Genomic DNA, 16,702 nt, shown 5'->3' on the forward strand with positions numbered 1-16,702 from the left:
GAGCCAGGCAATGCCTGCGTGTGAGGTAAGGCTGTGTACGATTTCATCATTATTGGCGGTGGCATTGTGGGCATGTCCACGGCCATGCACCTGATCAAGGTCTACCCGGACGCGAAGATTCTTCTGCTGGAGAAGGAGTCCGGCCCGGCCCGCCACCAGACCGGTCACAACAGCGGCGTGATCCACGCTGGCGTGTACTACACCCCCGGCAGCCTCAAGGCGCGCTTCTGCCTGGAAGGCAACAAGGCCACAAAGGCCTTCTGCACCCAGCACGGCATCCCCTTCGATGAGTGCGGCAAGCTGCTGGTGGCCACCAACGAGCTGGAAATGCAGCGCATGAAGGCGCTGTGGGAGCGTACCGCGGCCAACGGCCTGGAGCGCCACTGGCTGTCGGCCGACGAACTGCGCGAGCGCGAGCCCAATATCGTGGGGATGGGTGGCATCTTCGTGCCGTCCAGCGGCATCGTCAACTACGCCAAAGTGACTGCTGCGATGGGCGCTGAATTCCAGCGTGCCGGCGGCGAAATCCGCTATGGGGCAGAGGTGGTCGGCCTGCAGGAGCAGGCCAGCGAAGTGATCGTGCGCACACAGCGCGACGAGTTCCGTAGCCGTTTCCTGGTGACCTGTTCGGGCCTGATGGCCGACCGCGTGGTCAGCATGCTGGGCCTGCGCACCGAGTTTGTCATCTGCCCGTTCCGGGGCGAGTACTACTTGCTGCCCAAGCAGCACAACCAGATCGTCAACCATCTGATCTACCCGATCCCCGACCCGTCGATGCCGTTTTTGGGCGTGCACCTGACCCGCATGATCGACGGCACCGTCACGGTTGGCCCCAACGCCGTACTGGCGATGAAGCGCGAGGGCTATCGCAAGACCGACGTCAGCCCCGGCGACCTGTTCCAGACCCTGACCACCCCCGGCATTCTCAAGGTGCTGGCGAAGAACTTCCGCCCGGGCCTGATCGAGATGAAAAACTCGCTGTTCAAGGGCGGCTATCTCAAGCAAGTGCAGAAGTACTGCCCGAGCATTACCAAGGCCGACCTCACGCCTTACCCGGCTGGTGTGCGCGCCCAGGCGGTATCGCGCGACGGCAAGCTGATCGACGACTTCCTGTTCGTCAACACCGCGCGCAGCGTCAACGTGTGCAACGCACCGTCGCCGGCGGCCACCTCGGCCATCCCGATCGGCGCCTACATCGTCGACAAGGTGTGTGAGCAAGTCACCCTGGCGGGTGGCAGCGTTCCCAAGGCGGACCTGGCGGCCAGCCGGCGGGCGGCCAGCTGACAACGCGGTAACAGGTTCTGCGGTTTCCTTTTACTCAACCCGAACTGCCCTGCTAACCATTCAGGGCAGGGCGGGCTTTTTCGCGCCTGCGTCGGCGACCGTGCAGCCGGCGGCCCCAGCGTGGGCATGACAAAAACAACAAGGTAGTGCCATGCAAACCCACAAGAACAATTTGAGTCATGGATTGAAATCACGGCATGTCACCATGCTGTCCATTGCCGGTGTGATCGGCGCCGGCCTGTTCGTCGGCTCTGGTCGTGCCATTGCTGAAGCAGGGCCGGCCACCATCCTGGCCTACATCCTGGCCGGCGGCCTGGTGGTGCTGGTGATGCGCATGCTGGCCGAAATGGCGGTGGCTTCGCCGGATACCGGTTCGTTTTCCACCTATGCCGACCTCGCCATAGGCAAGTGGGCGGGTTATACCATCGGTTGGCTGTACTGGTGGTTCTGGGTACTGATCATTCCCATCGAAGCCAATATTGCCGCCACCATCATCAATTCCTGGGTCCCGCAGATGGAGATCTGGGTATTGTCGTTGGTGATTACCCTGTTGCTGACCGCCACCAACCTGTTCAGCGTGAAGAACTACGGTGAGTTCGAATTCTGGCTGGCACTGGTAAAAGTGGTGGCGATCGTCGCGTTCATTGCACTGGGTGTGTGCGCCATATTTGGCTTGCTGCCCGGTACTGGCGTCAGTGGTGTTTCGCGCCTGTGGGATACCGGCGGATTCATGCCTAATGGTTTCGGTGCGGTGCTGAGCGCCATGCTGATCACCATGTTCTCGTTCCTCGGCGCCGAGGTGGTGACCATTGCCGCAGCCGAATCCTCTGATGCGGGCAAGCATATTTCCAAGGCCACCAATTCGGTGATCTGGCGGATCACCTTGTTCTATATCCTGTCGATATTCATCGTCATCGCGCTGGTGCCCTGGACTGACCCGCGCCTGGCGACCGAAGGTTCCTATGTCACGGTGCTGGATACCCTGGGCGTGGCGAATGCCAAGGCCATCATCGATTTTGTGGTGTTGACTTCGGTGACCAGCTGCCTTAACTCGTCGCTGTATACCGCTTCGCGCATGGTCTACTCGCTGAGCCGCCGCGGTGATGCACCGGCTTGCGCGCAGGTGACCAGCCGCAGTGGCACCCCGGTGGTAGCGGTACTGCTATCCACTGGCGCGGCATTTTTGGCCGTGATCGCCAATTACCTGGTGCCGGCCAAGGTGTTCGGCTTCCTCATGGCCAGCTCGGGGGCCATTGCCTTGCTGGTGTACCTGGTTATCGCGATTTCCCAGCTGCGCCTGCGCCAGCGCCTGACCGCACAGGGCAAGACCCTGGGGTACCGCATGTGGCTGTTCCCGTGGCTCACCTGGGGCGTGATCGTATTCATCTGCAGCGTGCTGGTCGTGATGCTGCTGCGTCCAGATCATCGCCTGGAAGTGGTGTCGACCATGGTGCTGGCTGTTTTGGTGGTGTGTTCCGGCTTACTGGTCACGCGCCGGCGGGCGCGCGGGGTGCCGATCAACAGCTTAGGGCAGGACGCCTGATCAGCCTGGGCTGAAGACAGACGAGCAAGTCGTCCCCGGCTGTGAGAGGATGTCGACCATCACAGCCAGGACCCCGAACACAGCCTGATGAAGACACCCAAAAGAATCGAACCCCTGATCGAAGACGGCCTGGTCGACGAAGTACTGCGGCCGCTGATGAGTGGCAAGGAGGCCGCCGTATACGTGGTGCGCTGCGGCAACCAGGTGCGCTGCGCCAAGGTCTATAAAGAAGCCAACAAGCGCAGTTTCCGCCAGGCCGCCGAATACCAGGAAGGCCGCAAGGTGCGCAATAGCCGACAGGCCCGGGCCATGGCCAAGGGCAGCAAGTTCGGCCGTAAAGAAGCCGAAGATGCCTGGCAGAACGCCGAAGTTGCGGCATTATTCCGCCTGGCCAGTGCGGGTGTGAGGGTACCGAAGCCCTACGACTTCCAGGACGGCGTGCTGTTGATGGAGTTGGTGACCGATGCCGATGGCGACGCCGCCCCACGCCTGAACGACGTGCACCTGGAAGCCGAGGATGCCCGCACGTTCCATGCCTTTGTCATTCGCCAGATCGTCCTGATGCTTTGTGCGGGGCTGGTGCATGGCGACCTGTCCGAGTTCAACGTGCTGCTCGGCCCGGACGGCCCTGTGATCATCGACTTGCCGCAGGCCGTGGATGCAGCCGCCAACAACCACGCCTTCAGCATGCTGCAGCGCGACGTGGACAACATGGCCCATTATTTCGGGCGCTTTGCCCCGGAGCTGAAAAGCACCCGGTATGCGCAGGAGATGTGGGCGCTGTTCGAGGCCGGTGACTTGCTGCCCGACAGCCCGTTGACTGGGGTGTTCGCAGATGACGAACATGAAGCTGACGTGTCCGGGGTGATGCGCGAGATCGACGCGGCCCGTCTGGATGACGCACGCCGCCGTGCGGCGCGTGACGAGGCTGAGCATGGAGCGGTCAAGGCTGAGGAACCCACGCCACCCTGGTTGCAATAAGCCGTTGCAGACGCCTCACATCGTTGTGGGGCCTTTCCTGAAGCTGTGCTGTCTCTGTGGGAGCGGGTTCACCCGCGAAGGGGCCGGCACAGGCAAAACCTGGCCATGGCCATTGACGCAAGACATAATCTCGTCATTTAGCCTTTTCACTGGCGCGCGACAGGCATAAGGTATACGCCGTTCAAAATGCCCTGGAGCTGTCATGTCCAACCAATTCCCGTCCGTTCGTCCACGCCGCCTGCGCCAGAACGAATCCCTGCGCACGATCTTCCAGGAAACCGAATTCCGCCTGGAAGACCTGATCCTGCCGATCTTCGTCGAAGAGGGCATCGATGACTTCGTGCCGATCTCCAGCATGCCTGGGGTCAACCGCATCCCCGAGAAGCTGCTGGCCCAGGAAATCGAGCGTTATGCCCGTGCCGGTATCAAGTCGGTAATGACCTTTGGCGTGTCGCACAACCTGGACGCCACCGGCAGCGACACCTGGAACGAAAACGGCCTGGTTGCGCGCATGTCGCGCATTTGCAAGGACACCGTGCCGGAAATGGTGGTGATGTCCGACACCTGCTTCTGCGAATACACCAGCCACGGCCACTGCGGCGTGCTGCATGACCATGGCGTGGACAACGACGCCACCCTGGCCAACCTGGGCAGGCAGGCGGTCATTGCCGCCGCTGCCGGTGCCGACTTCATCGCCCCGTCGGCGGCAATGGACGGCCAGGTACAGGCCATCCGTAGTGCGCTGGATGGTGCCGGTTTCCACGACACCGCGATCATGGCCTACTCCACCAAGTTCGCCTCGTCGCTGTATGGTCCGTTCCGTGAAGCCGGCGGTACCACGCTGAAGGGCGACCGCAAGAGCTACCAGATGAACCCGATGAACCGCCGTGAAGCCGTGCGCGAATCGCTGCTGGACGAGCAGGAGGGGGCGGATGTGCTGATGGTCAAGCCAGCGGGCGCCTACCTTGACGTGATCGCCGACATCCGCGCTGCCTCGCGCCTGCCGTTGGCGGCGTACCAGGTGAGTGGCGAGTACGCGATGATCAAGTTCGGCGGCCTCGCGGGCGCCATCGATGAAGGCCGGGTGGTGCGTGAAAGCATCGGCGCAATCAAGCGTGCCGGCGCCGACCTGATCCTGACCTACTTCGCCATGGACCTGGCGCGCGAAGGTATCTGAAGCCAGGCCTTGGGTACGAAAAGCCGCTGCAGTTGCAGCGGCTTTTCTTTGTGCGCTGTTGGTGAAGCGGCGCAAACGCACAAAAAATCAGTAAGTGCTGAATTATTTAGTGTCCCGTTGTATCTGATCCCTTAGAGCATTCATCGACAGGGATACGGGTATGAAACCTCGCAAGAAAAAAGTCCAGCCAATCGGCCTGAAGGACATCACCATTGTCGACGACGCCAAGATGAAAAAGGCGATCACCGCCGCCGCTCTGGGCAATGCCATGGAGTGGTTCGACTTTGGCGTCTACGGCTTCGTGGCTTATGCCCTGGGGAAGGTGTTTTTCCCCAACGCCGACCCCAGCGTGCAGATGATTGCGGCGCTGGCCACGTTCTCGGTGCCGTTCCTGATCCGGCCATTGGGCGGTTTGTTCTTCGGCGCCTTGGGCGACAAGTTCGGGCGGCAGAAAATCCTCGCGGCGACCATCGTCATCATGTCGCTCAGCACCTTCGCCATCGGCCTGATTCCGTCCTATGCCAGCATCGGCATCTGGGCACCGATCCTGTTGTTGCTGGCCAAGATGGCCCAGGGCTTTTCGGTGGGCGGCGAGTACACCGGCGCTTCGATCTTCGTGGCCGAATACGCCCCCGACCGCAAACGCGGTTTTCTCGGTAGCTGGCTGGACTTCGGCTCGATTGCCGGCTTTGTGCTGGGCGCGGGGGTGGTGGTGCTGATTTCCACCATTCTCGGCGAAGAAAAGTTCCTTGAATGGGGCTGGCGCCTGCCGTTCTTCCTGGCCCTGCCGTTGGGCATCATCGGCCTTTACCTGCGCCATGCGCTGGAAGAAACACCTGCGTTCCAGCAGCATGTCGACAAGCTGGAGCAGGGCGACCGCGAAGGCCTGGCCTCCGGGCCCAAGGTGTCGTTCAAGGAAGTGGCCACACAGCACTGGCGCAGCCTGGTGACCTGTATCGGCGTGGTGATTGCCACCAACGTCACCTACTACATGCTGCTCACCTACATGCCCAGCTACCTGTCGCACAACCTGCATTACAGCGAAGACCATGGCGTGCTGATCATCATTGCGATCATGGTCGGCATGCTGTTCGTGCAGCCGGTGATCGGCCTGCTCAGCGACAAGTTCGGCCGCCGGCCGTTCATCATCGTCGGCAGTGTCGGCCTGTTCGCCCTGGCCATTCCAGCGTTCATGCTGATCAACAGCGGCGTGCTGGGGGTGATTTTTGCCGGGCTGCTGATCATTGCCGTGCTGCTGAACTTCTTCATCGGTGTGATGGCCTCGACGCTGCCGGCGATGTTCCCTACGCACATCCGCTACAGCGCCTTGGCAGCCGCTTTCAACATTTCGGTATTGATCGCCGGGCTTACCCCGACCCTCACTGCTTGGCTGGTGGAGAGCACGGGCGACCTGTACATGCCGGCCTACTACCTGATGGTGATCGCCGCTATTGGCCTGCTGACCGGGCTGACCATGAAGGAAACCGCCAACAAGCCGCTGCGCGGCGCGGCACCGGCGGCGTCGGACATCGAAGAAGCGCGTGAGCTGTTGCAGGAGCACCACGACAACATCGAGCAGAAGATCGAGGACATCGATGCGCAGATTGCCGAGCTGGAAGCCAAGCGCGAGACGCTGGCACAGCAGCACCCGCGCATCGATTGATCAGCGCGGCATGTAGCCACGCTGCCAGCCGCGCGGGATGAACCGCGACACCAGGGCCAGCACACAGGCCAGCGCGCAGCTGCCAGCCAGTGCCTGCAGGCCCAGGCGCTGTTGCAGCCAGGCGCCCAACGCGGCGCCTAGCAGCATGCCGGCCCAGGGCACCAGTTGCACCCGCCAGCCATTGCGCCGCTCGCCCATCAGCCAACGCCCCAAGCCACGGCCGAAGCGGGACAGGGCGCCGGTGACGTAAGTCAGGCCGATGGGCAGGCCGTTCACCTGTTCAACCACGGCATTGATCATGCCCATGGCCAGTGTGGCGGCCAACAATGCCGGGAAGGTGGCCGCCAACGGCCACGCCGCTGCGAACGCCAGCAGTACCGCAACCATCAGCAACACGGGCCAGGCCCGGCGGCGCAAGCCACGGGCCAGCAGCACGCCCAGCGCATTGCCAGCGACAAAACCCAGTATCGCGCCACTCAGGCGCAGCACCAGCGCAAGGTCTGCCTCACTGATGGCCACGGCCAGGCGTGTGGTATTGCCACTCATGAACGACACGAAGTCACCCAGCGCCAGCAGGCCGATGGCATCGGTCATGCCAGCCAGTACCGACAAACCGGCAACCAGGCCAAGGCCGACACGGCCACGCAACACTTGCAGGCGTAGCCGCCTGGCCGTGCGCGCGGGGAGGGCGTTAGGCAGCATGGGCAGGCCTCAGGGCAGCAGTTTTTCGCGGGCCAGGGTGCCTTTGATGGTGCGTTCTACCACATCAACCAGCACCATGGTCTGGTGATCGACCTCGATATTGAGCTGATCGCCGGCCTTGTAGCTGGCAAAAGTGGTCTGGCGCAGGGTTTCCGGGATCAGGTTGATGGTGATGACGTTGTCGTCGACATCGGCGACGGTCAGACTGCAACCATTGACCCCGATGAAACCGCGTGGGAACACGTACTTGCCCCATTCCGGGGGCATGCGGAACTTGATGAAGGCGCCGGTTTCCTTGATCGACAGTTCGACGATTTCGGCGGTGGTGGCGATATGGCCGGCCATCAGGTGGCCACCGACTTCGGCGTTCATTTTCGCCGAACGTTCGATGTTGACCCCCTGGCCCGCCTTTAAGAAGCGCAGGTTGGTGCGTTCGAGCGTGGCGGTCATGGCGTCGAATTTGACTTGCGTGCCGGCGATTTCGGTTACCGACAGGCAGGTGCCTTCGACACTGACGCTGGCGCCGATCTTCAGTTCGTCGAGCAGTTCCGGGGTGAGGTCGATCGTGAATTGGTTGTGGCCCGGGTAGGTGGTCACATCAAGCAGAGGGCGGACGGCCTGGACGATGCCGGTGTACATGGAGTTGCTCCTGGGCACGGAAAAGAAACTTTCCGAACGCTATGCCCCTGGAGCGGTAAATGCAAGACCGGCCTCTCCCACGGCTACTGCACCGCCTTAGCTGCGGCGCCCCTTACACATGAGCGCTGCTGTTGACGATGCGCAGGCACAGCGCCTCGTAAGGGTCCAGGTTCACCAGCAATCGCCCATCCTCGGTCAGGTCGCCTTCGACCGTTTCATTGATCATGTCCACTACCGTCCCGGGCGTGAACCCGGTCAGCTGCAGCTCCTCGGCAATCGCTTCCTGGCCAAAGTTCAGTGCGCTGATCTGGATACCGCGCCCGGCTGGCAGTTCATGCACCATCACCAGCAAACCTGGGCTGCTGACCTCAGGTACCAGCACCTGGCGGCTGGTGGCGATGCCATAGGCCTGTCGCACTGCCAGCAGTTTCTTCACTTTGCAGGCAAACGAATCACCACGGTCCAGCTGGCTGTCGAGGCTGCCATACAATGCCCGGGCCCGCGGCATTCCGCGCACTGATTCCTCGGCCTGTGGGGCGAGCCCGGCCAGATCGTAACCCCCTCGGTGAATCCAGCGGGTATCGCCATCCAGCATTCGTTGCGAGACCGCCTCGGCGGGCAAGGGCAGGGCGCCGACCAAGTCCCAGCCGGACAGCGCGACCACCCCGGGCTGCATGGCGTTGTACATGACCAGCAGCAGGTGCACTTTCTGGATCAGCTCGATTTCGGCTGCACCGATTTGCTCAAGGTCGCGGATGCCCAGTGCTGCGGCGATCAGGCTGGCCGTGGTGCAGGCGATGCCATTGGTCACGAAGCGCAGGTTGTAGGGGGCGTGCTCGCCCGAGAGGCGTTCGTAGATCTCTTCGCGGACATGCTCACGCAGGATGCTGCCGGGCAAGGTCTGGCCCTTGTACAGGTACATGTCGTGGGCGTGCAGGGTCCAGAAATGCACCAGTTCCACGGTCAGCTCGTCGTGGTTCTGAAGTGCATGGATCAGCGAGGCCGGGTCGATGCCGAAGGCGTGCATTTCCTTGAGCATCAGGCGCAGGAACTCAGTGTCACCGGTCAGCAGCGCATGCTGATAGGCCGGGCGGGTGATGAAGTCGTAGGACAGGTCGGCCCCGCCCTTGGACATCTGCGCGATGTCGTCCAGGGTCAGGTTCAGTTCCTGGAAGCTGAAGCCGCCCGCCTTGCGGATCATGCCGCCGATCAACTGGTTGCCGACGATCGACAGGGGGTGGCTTTCCGACCAGGCGGTGCCGCTGGCCCGCGTTTCCACGCCCAGAAAACCGTTGGCGTCCAGGCGCAGGCCGCGCGCGCCCAGGCAGTCCAGGGCGTGCAGGGCATCACCAATGATCATCTGCTGGGCCGCGAAGGTCGGGTCCAGCCAGTTCAGCGAGGGTTGGCCGTCCTTGAAGTAGTGCAGGTAGACCCAACGACGGGTTTTGCCATCGACACCGGTGATGGGCGGCGTGACGCTCCAGTCGGTTTCCTTCACACCGGGCTCGAAGAAGATCACCCGTTGCAACTGGCCGACGATGTAATGGCGGGCCTTGAGCTCGTCGCACTGGGCCGGCAGCAGGTTGACCGAATCGCGGCCGTTGGGCACCTCTGGCAGTAGTGGCCAGTCTTCTTCGCGGATTTCGACCATGTGGTACAGCCCCGGGTAAGGCCCGTGGGCCATCTCGGCCAGGCGGAAGTCGGCACCTTTGCCGGTGTGCGAGGGGATCAGGTCGTCGATGGTCACGGCATTGTGCGCGGCGGCCATGCGGCTCATCTGCACCAGTTCCTGCTCGCTGCCGTACAGCGGGTCGATATCGAAGCTGATGCGGTCGAAGTTACCGTCCACGCTGGGGGTGAGTTCGCGGCCACGGATGCCGCCGGACAACTTGATCGGGCCAGTGTGCAGGCCTTGAACGCCGATCTCCGACAGGCGCTTCCACAGCGCTTCGTGGGCCAGCGCGCCGAGCACGGAGCAGTCTTGCGGGGCGATGATGGCGTCGGGGTAGACGGTCAACCAGACCGAGGCGATTTCAGTGGCGCGGCGGGGCTGGGCTTCGGCGTAGGGCTGTTGCCACAGGCGTGACTGTCCTGAATACAGGCTGGCCCGCTCTTGGGAAGCCTTGAGCATGGCGCGGTCTTCGAGCCATTTGACGTATGACGGGTCGGGCTGGGTCATTTCGCGTCCTCTTTGCGTGTCGGCACCGGCTCAGGTTATGACGGCATTGTGGCCTGATCGTTCGGCTGAAACCTGTGATGGCCTCTTCGCGGGTAAACCCGCGAAGAGGCTGGCCCTGCCAGTACACCCTCAGCGCCGGGCGGACAACTGCTGGGGCGCCAGGAACGCATCATGGAAGTAATTACGCACGGCCTGCATCGCCGGGCTGAATGCCCGCTCACGGTGCCAGGCCAGCCCTACACTCATGGGTGTGACCGGGTCGCTGATGGTCACCGTCTCGATGCGCTTGCCCTCCAGCGACCAAGGTCTGTGCACCAGATCTGACAAGATCGCCACACCACTGCCATTGGCAACCATGCTGCGCACGGCTTCCACCGAACTGGTCCGCACCCGTACGCTCGGGCGCTGCCCGCCCAGTTCCCAATAACGCATGGCGCTTTGCTCGGCCTCGTCTACGGTCAGCAGGATGAACGGTTCGCAGGCGACATCGGCCAAGCTTACAGCCGAACGCTCGCACAGCGGGTGGTGGCCGGGCAGCCATAGCCGGCGCTCGGAGTTGAACAGGGTTTCGGAGACGATGTCGGGGTGGGTGAGGTTGGCCGTGAGCACAACCGCCATGTCGAAACGCCCCTCCAGCAAACCTTGCTCGATGGCGCTGCGCTCCTGTTCGTACAGCTCCAGGGTCACATCCGGGTGCCAGTGTTCCAGGCGCTGCAGGTGGTGTGGCAGGAAGTAGCCGATCACTGTGTAGCTTGCCGCCAGGCGCAGCAGGCCGCTGGCGCGCACGTTCGGCAGCGGGCTGTTCAGTGCGTCGTCAACACTGCGCAGAATCACGTAGGCGCGGTTCAGGAAGTGCCGGCCAGCCTCGGTCAAGCTCATGCCTTGGGCCGAGCGCTGGAACAGCAGCACGCCAAGCATGGCTTCCAGTTCCTTGATTGCCGTGGTCACCGCCGACTGGGAGATGTTCAGGTGGATGGCTGCCTGGGAAATCTGGCCGATCTCGGCGGTGGCAACGAAGTAGCGGACCTGGCGCAGGGTCAGTGACACGGTTGGCTCCTGAGGTATCTGATTTTCCGAAGACACCCTATCTGTTTATAGATCTTCCCAAGGGGGTAGGGAGAATCTAACGTGGCTTGCATGCAGTCACAAGCACCAGGAGAGACAGTCATGCAGGTGGTGGATTTCAACTCGGACATGGGTGAGGGATTTGGTCCGTGGACCATTGGCGACGGCGTCGACAATGAGCTGATGGGCTACATAAGCACGGCCAACATCGCCACCGGTTTTCATGCCGGCGACCCCGGCACCATGCGCCGCACTGTCGAGCGGGCCAAGGCCCTGGGCGTGGCGGTGGGTGCGCACCCGGGCTTTCGTGACCTTGTCGGCTTCGGTCGCCGGCACATCAACGCGCCAGCCCAGGAACTGGTCGACGACATGCTCTACCAGCTGGGTGCACTGCGCGAAATTGCCCGTGCCCAAGGGGTGCGCTTGCAGCACATCAAGCCGCACGGTGCGCTGTACATGCACCTGGCGCGTGACGAGGAAGCTGCCCGCCTGCTGGTGGAAAACCTGCGGGTGATCGAGCCGGAGCTGCTGCTGTACTGCATGCCGGGTTCGGTGATCTGCCGTATTGCCCAGGAACTTGGCCAGCCAGTGGTTCGCGAGTTCTACGCCGACCGTGAGTACGACCTGAGCGGCTCGATCGTGTTCACCCGCAATGTGCGCGGCCATGAGCCCAACGCGGTTGCCGAACGCGTGTTGCGGGCATGCCAGCAGGGCCTGGTGCGCACGGTCGAGGGGCAGGACCTGGCCATCGAATTCGACTCAATCTGCCTGCACAGTGATACCCCCGGCGCGCTCGACCTGGTCGAGGCCACGCGCAGGGCGCTGGACGCGGCCGGTATTGTGGTGCGCGCGCCACGCTGAGCCCGTGAGGCATCCGTCTGACACAAGCCGGAGCCCGTGTATTTTTTTTCGCCTGCCTTTCTATAAAGATTCCAAGAAAAGGAACAGTCATGGCCGAACCGCTTGCTACAACCCCGATCCGCTACAGCTTCGGCGCAGACGAGCACCTGTTTGCCGAAGTCAGCGACAGCATGTCGCTGGAAGCGTTTTTCAAGGGCATGGCCGTCACCCGCGCCGTTGAACGGCTGGCTCTGGATGGCGTGCTGGACGTGTGCCTGGCAAATGCCTCGTTCCAGATCCGCTTCGACCCCGACCGCATTGCGCCGCAGGCGCTGCTTGAAGCGGTGCAAGGTGCCGAGGCCGAGGCTGTGGCAGAGCGCTCTTTGCAGACGCGGATCATCGAGATCCCGGTGCTGTACAACGACCCTTGGACCCATGAAACCCTGATGCGTTTCCGAGACCGCCACCAGGACCCGGCCAGCACCGACCTGGAATACGCGGCGCGCATCAATGGGCTGGCCGATGTCGACGCCTTCATTGCCGCCCACAGTGGTGCGCCCTGGTTCGTGTCGATGGTCGGTTTCGTGGCCGGCCTGCCGTTCATGTTCCAGATGGTCGAGCGGGAGCGGCAGTTGCAGGTGCCTAAATACCTTCGCCCGCGTACCGACACGCCCAAACTCACCCTGGGCCATGGCGGTTGCTTCGGTTGCATCTACTCGGTGCGCGGTGCAGGGGGCTACCAGATGTTCGGCGTCACCCCGGCACCGATCTACGACCCTCAGCAAACACTGAACTACCTGAAGGCGCACATGGTGTTTTTCCGCCCGGGTGACATCGTGCAGTTCAAGCCCATTGATCGCCGGGCCTACGACCAGGCAGTGGCAGATGTGGAAGAGGGCCGTTTCGACTTGCGTATTCGCCCGGTCGAATTCTCCCTGGATGCCTTCCTTGCCGACCCGGTCGGTTACCCCAAGTCGCTGCAGGAGGTATTGGCATGATCAAGGTACTCAAACCCGGCCTGGCCACCTCGGTGCAGGACCTGGGCCGTGAAGGCTACTACCACCTGGGCATTCCGCCGTCCGGTGCACTCGACCAGTACGCCCTGCGCGCGGCCAACCACTTGGTGGGCAACCCGGCCGGCGCAGCAGCCCTTGAGTGTGCGCTGGTGGGGCCGGAGCTGGAGTTCCAGCAGGATGCGCTGGTGGCGGTCTGCGGTGCACAGATGCCCGCTTTGCTGGATGGCCGCGAGCAGCGCCCCGACACGGCATTTACCGTGCGCGCAGGGCAGGTGTTGCGCTTCGGTTTCCCCACGGCGGGCGCCCGTGCCTACCTGGCCGTTGCCGGTGGCATTGATGTACCTGAGGTGCTCGGCAGCCGTTCTACCTACGCGCTGGGGGCGTTGGGCGGGTTCCAGGGGCGCAAGCTGATGGCAGGCGACGTGCTGCCGGTCGGTGTGCCCAGCGGCAAGACGCGCGCCGGTGCGAGCCTGCCCATGGCCCTGCGCCAGGCCCTGGGCGGCGAGGTGGTGGTGCGGGTGGTGCCGGGGCTGTACTTCCATCGCCTGAGCGAGGCCGCAGCGCAAAGCTTCTTCACCCAGGCCTGGACAGTCGGCTCCGAAGCGGACCGTATCGGCTATCGCTACAAAGGCGGCAGCGCCTTGAGCTTCCAGCCGCGGGAGCAACCGTTCGGTGCCGGCTCGGACCCATCGAACATCGTCGATAGCTGCTATCCGATCGGTTCGATCCAGGTGCCAGCGGGGCTGGAACCGATCGTCCTGCACCGTGATGCGGTGTCGGGTGGCGGCTACGCCATGATCGGCACGGTGATCAGCGCCGACCTCGACCTGATCGGCCAGATGCAGCCCAACCAGCAGGCAAGGTTCCTGGCGGTGAGCCTGGAGCAGGCGCTGGAGGCGCGGCGATCATACAAGAAGAAACTGGCCTGCCTGGCCAAGCTCTTTGGCTGAGCGCGAGGCGCTTGTGGAAGGGTTGTGCGATCCCTGCAGGAGCGGAAAACCCGCTCCTGCAGGGCGCTATTCTCTAGCAGAAAGTTGCCAGGGAAACGTTTGGAAACTTGATTCAGAGAAGGATCCTACAAGCATTTGGGAAGCCCCAGACTCCTTGGAGAATTGATTCCCCGATAGTGTTCATGTCTTCAGTTTTCCCGAAGACAAGGACCACTTCATGCCCGGCCCATCCGATCTGCCTCCGGTAAAACCCGACGGCGCTGTCGATGCTCATGACGCTTCAGAACGCAGCGTCTACGCGATGCTCGAAGTGCCGGAGGGCAGCGATTCACCCTATCCGGCTGACCAGGGGCAGCGAGCAGGTGACCCGGATTTTGAAGGTTACCCCGCCGACCCGGAGTTCCAGCTGCGGGGCGGCTTCGCAAACCTGATGCTCGACGCGGCAAGCCCGCTGTTCGGGCTGGTCATTCGCCTGCGCACCCTGGATGACCTACCCAACCTCGCCTACGTGCACAAGACCGTGCAAAACCAGGTCAGCAACATCCGCGAAGAAATCCAGCAGCACGGGTACCCCATCGTGCACCAGGAAGTCTATTCCTATGCCCTGTGCCTGTACCTGGACGAGGCCGTGATGAGCCGACCGTGGGGCAACAATTCGTGCTGGAGCCACCAGCCGCTGCTCAGCATCTTCCACGACGAAACCCAGGGCGGCGAAAAGATCTTCGTGCTGCTCGAGCGGGTCATGCAGGCGCCCAGGGAATTCCAGGATGTACTGGAGTTCCTGTACTACTGCTTCTGCCTGGGCCTCAGGGGCAAGCACGCCCTGGACCCCAAGTGCGAAGACATCATCAAAGCCTTGATCTCGCGCATGCACACGGTCATCCGCGAACTGCGTGGCCCTACGCCGCAAGAGGTGTGCGCCCCCTACAGCAACGTCGTTCATTGCCCCCACCGCCCGCGACGCTGGGAGTGGCCCTGGTGGAGCCCGCTGGTGATCTCCGCCGTCGCCATGGTCTGCGCTTACAGCTACTACAGCTACCGCCTCGACCTGCTCACTGCCGAAGTCCTGGAATCGCTCAACGCGATTCTGCAGCAGTAGCAGGGGCCGCCATATGCCTAGCCAATCCGATTTGCGCTTTACCTTCCAGCCGCTGGCTGGCCGGAGTGAGTTCGAAGTGGTGTCGTTCGAACTGGACGAAGCCATCAGCATGCCGTTCCAGCTGAAGCTGGAACTGGTCAGTTTCGAAGACGATGTCGACTTTGGCCAGTTGCTCGACAAGCCGGTGCTGTTCACGATCTGGCGCGGCGAGCGCCCGCTGCGTTACGTGCACGGCCTGGTCAGCACCTTCAGCCAGGGTGAAACAGGCTTGCATCGCACCCGTTACCGCGCCCTGGTCGAACCCGTGCTGGCCCGCGCCGGGCTGCGCTCGAACTGGCGCATCTTCCAGCAGAAAACCGTGCCACAGATTCTCGAGATCATGCTCAAGCGCCAGGGCATCACCGGCTACGAGCTGAGAAGCATCGACAAGCACGAGGTGCGCGAGTTCTGCGTGCAGGCCGGTGAAACCGACCTCGACTTCATCGCCCGCCTGGCCGCCGAAGAGGGTTTTGTCTACCGCTTCGAGCACACGCCAAAACTGCACAAGCTGCTGATCACCGACCGGCTGCTGGGGCTGGGGCAGATCAGCCAGGGCGCCATCAAGGGCGATGACGAGGACGAAGTTTTCTTTGACGACGACACCGACCCCAACCAGGTGCTGTACCACGCCAACAGTGGCGGCAACCAGGCCAGGCCGTGCCTGCGCCGCCTGCGTTACAGCGAGCAGGTACGTACCGCGCGCCAGGTGCAGCGCGACTACACCTTCACCCACCCGGCCTACCGCCAGGAGCAACGTGCCGACGGCAGCGACCTGAAGCACCAGTCCACCACGTACGAGCGCTTCGACTACCCCGGCCGCTACAAGCGCGGGGCGGTCGGCGCCCCCTTCACCGCCACCCGCATCACAGCCTGGCGCCATGACGCCCGCATGGCCGAGGTGGAAGGCGACGATGTACGCCTGCAGCCGGGGCTGAGCTTCACCCTGATCGAGCACCCGCGCGAAGACCTGAACAGGCACTGGCGGGTAACCCGCGTGCACCACGAAGGCACCCAGTTCACCAGCCTGCAGGAAGAGGCTGCGGGTGCCCGGCAAGGCACCCGCTACACGCAGGCAGCCGTGCTGGTGCCCGGCAGAACCGAATGGCGCCCGGCGCCGTTGCCCAAACCGCGCATCGACGGCCCGCAGATGGCGACGGTGGTGGGGCCCAAGGGCGAGGAGATCTACTGCGACCAATGGGGCCGGGTGAAGGTCAGCTTCCCCTGGGACCGGGAAAGCCAGGACAACGAGTTCAGCTCCTGCTGGGTACGCGTGTCGCAAGGCTGGGCCGGCGGCAGCTGGGGTTCGATGGCCATTCCGCGCATAGGCCAGGACGTGATCATCCAGTACGTCGACGCCGACCCGGACCAGCCGATGATCACCGGGCGCACCTACTGTGGCAATCAGCTGCCGCCGTATGACCTGCCAAAGCACAAGACGCGGATGACCATCAAGAGCCAGACCCATAAGGGCGATGGCTTTAACGAACTGCGTTTCGAGGATGAACTGGGCAAGGAGGAAGTGTTC

General features: G+C 62.9%; 14 protein-coding genes. 10 read left to right on the top strand and 4 right to left on the bottom strand.

What is annotated here, in order from left to right:
• Nucleotides 1-33 precede the first annotated feature (33 nt).
• From lhgO to proP, 5 genes are all read left to right on the top strand, one after another.
• On the top strand, nucleotides 34-1,284 hold the full coding sequence (gene lhgO, locus E8E78_RS18365; protein WP_049272937.1) for an L-2-hydroxyglutarate oxidase: 1,251 nt from the start codon (nucleotides 34-36) through the stop codon (nucleotides 1,282-1,284).
• A gap of 151 nt (nucleotides 1,285-1,435) precedes the next feature.
• Nucleotides 1,436-2,827 (top strand): GABA permease, encoded by a 1,392-nt coding sequence (gene gabP / locus E8E78_RS18370; RefSeq protein WP_049272936.1) that lies wholly within the window; start codon nucleotides 1,436-1,438, stop codon nucleotides 2,825-2,827.
• Nucleotides 2,828-2,914: 87 nt separating this feature from the next.
• A complete protein-coding gene (locus tag E8E78_RS18375; RefSeq protein WP_049272934.1) occupies nucleotides 2,915-3,808 on the top strand; it encodes a PA4780 family RIO1-like protein kinase in 894 nt (297 codons plus the stop codon).
• Between the two features lie 202 nt (nucleotides 3,809-4,010).
• Nucleotides 4,011-4,985, top strand: a complete 975-nt coding sequence (hemB, locus tag E8E78_RS18380) for a porphobilinogen synthase (protein WP_016499972.1) — start codon at nucleotides 4,011-4,013, stop codon at nucleotides 4,983-4,985.
• 160 nt (nucleotides 4,986-5,145) lie between these two features.
• On the top strand, nucleotides 5,146-6,648 hold the full coding sequence (gene proP, locus E8E78_RS18385; RefSeq protein WP_049272932.1) for a glycine betaine/L-proline transporter ProP: 1,503 nt from the start codon (nucleotides 5,146-5,148) through the stop codon (nucleotides 6,646-6,648).
• Here the strand turns inward: proP and E8E78_RS18390 are convergent, their stop codons facing one another.
• From E8E78_RS18390 to E8E78_RS18405, 4 genes are all read right to left on the bottom strand, one after another.
• Entirely contained in the window at nucleotides 6,649-7,350 is a 702-nt protein-coding gene (locus E8E78_RS18390; protein ID WP_016486560.1) for a YoaK family protein, read from the bottom strand.
• A 9-nt stretch (nucleotides 7,351-7,359) separates the two neighbouring features.
• Nucleotides 7,360-7,989 (bottom strand): riboflavin synthase subunit alpha, encoded by a 630-nt coding sequence (locus E8E78_RS18395; protein WP_049272929.1) that lies wholly within the window; start codon nucleotides 7,987-7,989, stop codon nucleotides 7,360-7,362.
• 112 nt (nucleotides 7,990-8,101) lie between these two features.
• Nucleotides 8,102-10,168 (bottom strand): maltose alpha-D-glucosyltransferase, encoded by a 2,067-nt coding sequence (gene treS, locus E8E78_RS18400; RefSeq protein WP_049272927.1) that lies wholly within the window; start codon nucleotides 10,166-10,168, stop codon nucleotides 8,102-8,104.
• A gap of 129 nt (nucleotides 10,169-10,297) precedes the next feature.
• The gene (locus E8E78_RS18405) at nucleotides 10,298-11,215 is read right to left on the bottom strand and encodes a LysR family transcriptional regulator (RefSeq protein ID WP_016499967.1); all 918 of its coding nucleotides are present in this window, start codon (nucleotides 11,213-11,215) and stop codon (nucleotides 10,298-10,300) included.
• 120 nt (nucleotides 11,216-11,335) lie between these two features.
• Here E8E78_RS18405 and E8E78_RS18410 point away from each other — a divergent pair, with 120 nt between their 5' ends.
• The 5 genes from E8E78_RS18410 to tssI all read left to right on the top strand — a co-directional run.
• Complete coding sequence (locus E8E78_RS18410; protein WP_016499966.1) at nucleotides 11,336-12,094, top strand: 5-oxoprolinase subunit PxpA; 759 nt, start codon at nucleotides 11,336-11,338, stop codon at nucleotides 12,092-12,094.
• An 89-nt stretch (nucleotides 12,095-12,183) separates the two neighbouring features.
• A complete protein-coding gene (locus E8E78_RS18415; RefSeq protein ID WP_049272924.1) occupies nucleotides 12,184-13,071 on the top strand; it encodes an allophanate hydrolase subunit 1 in 888 nt (295 codons plus the stop codon).
• A complete protein-coding gene (locus tag E8E78_RS18420) occupies nucleotides 13,068-14,039 on the top strand; it encodes a biotin-dependent carboxyltransferase family protein (RefSeq protein WP_061202652.1) in 972 nt (323 codons plus the stop codon). Before E8E78_RS18415 ends, E8E78_RS18420 begins: the two co-directional genes overlap by 4 nt.
• A 217-nt stretch (nucleotides 14,040-14,256) precedes the next feature.
• The gene (icmH, locus tag E8E78_RS18425) at nucleotides 14,257-15,138 is read left to right on the top strand and encodes a type IVB secretion system protein IcmH/DotU (protein WP_280337126.1); all 882 of its coding nucleotides are present in this window, start codon (nucleotides 14,257-14,259) and stop codon (nucleotides 15,136-15,138) included.
• 13 nt (nucleotides 15,139-15,151) lie between these two features.
• A partial coding sequence (tssI, locus tag E8E78_RS18430) for a type VI secretion system tip protein TssI/VgrG (RefSeq protein WP_049274892.1) occupies nucleotides 15,152-16,702 on the top strand: 1,551 nt, incomplete at its 3' end.

The sequence above is a fragment of the Pseudomonas sp. BN505 genome (genome assembly GCF_029873175.1).
GTDB classification, from domain to species: domain Bacteria; phylum Pseudomonadota; class Gammaproteobacteria; order Pseudomonadales; family Pseudomonadaceae; genus Aquipseudomonas; species Aquipseudomonas putida.

Excerpts from the sequence above, each read along its gene's own strand:
- gabP (WP_049272936.1), top strand. The coding sequence starts at position 1,436 with ATGCAAACCCACAAGAACAATTTGAGTCATGGATTGAAATCACGGCAT.
- E8E78_RS18375 (WP_049272934.1), top strand. The coding sequence starts at position 2,915 with ATGAAGACACCCAAAAGAATCGAACCCCTGATCGAAGACGGCCTGGTC.
- hemB (WP_016499972.1), top strand. The coding sequence starts at position 4,011 with ATGTCCAACCAATTCCCGTCCGTTCGTCCACGCCGCCTGCGCCAGAAC.
- proP (WP_049272932.1), top strand. The coding sequence starts at position 5,146 with ATGAAACCTCGCAAGAAAAAAGTCCAGCCAATCGGCCTGAAGGACATC.
- E8E78_RS18390 (WP_016486560.1), bottom strand. The coding sequence starts at position 7,350 with ATGCTGCCTAACGCCCTCCCCGCGCGCACGGCCAGGCGGCTACGCCTG.
- E8E78_RS18395 (WP_049272929.1), bottom strand. The coding sequence starts at position 7,989 with ATGTACACCGGCATCGTCCAGGCCGTCCGCCCTCTGCTTGATGTGACC.
- treS (WP_049272927.1), bottom strand. The coding sequence starts at position 10,168 with ATGACCCAGCCCGACCCGTCATACGTCAAATGGCTCGAAGACCGCGCC.
- E8E78_RS18410 (WP_016499966.1), top strand. The coding sequence starts at position 11,336 with ATGCAGGTGGTGGATTTCAACTCGGACATGGGTGAGGGATTTGGTCCG.
- E8E78_RS18415 (WP_049272924.1), top strand. The coding sequence starts at position 12,184 with ATGGCCGAACCGCTTGCTACAACCCCGATCCGCTACAGCTTCGGCGCA.
- E8E78_RS18420 (WP_061202652.1), top strand. The coding sequence starts at position 13,068 with ATGATCAAGGTACTCAAACCCGGCCTGGCCACCTCGGTGCAGGACCTG.
- icmH (WP_280337126.1), top strand. The coding sequence starts at position 14,257 with ATGCCCGGCCCATCCGATCTGCCTCCGGTAAAACCCGACGGCGCTGTC.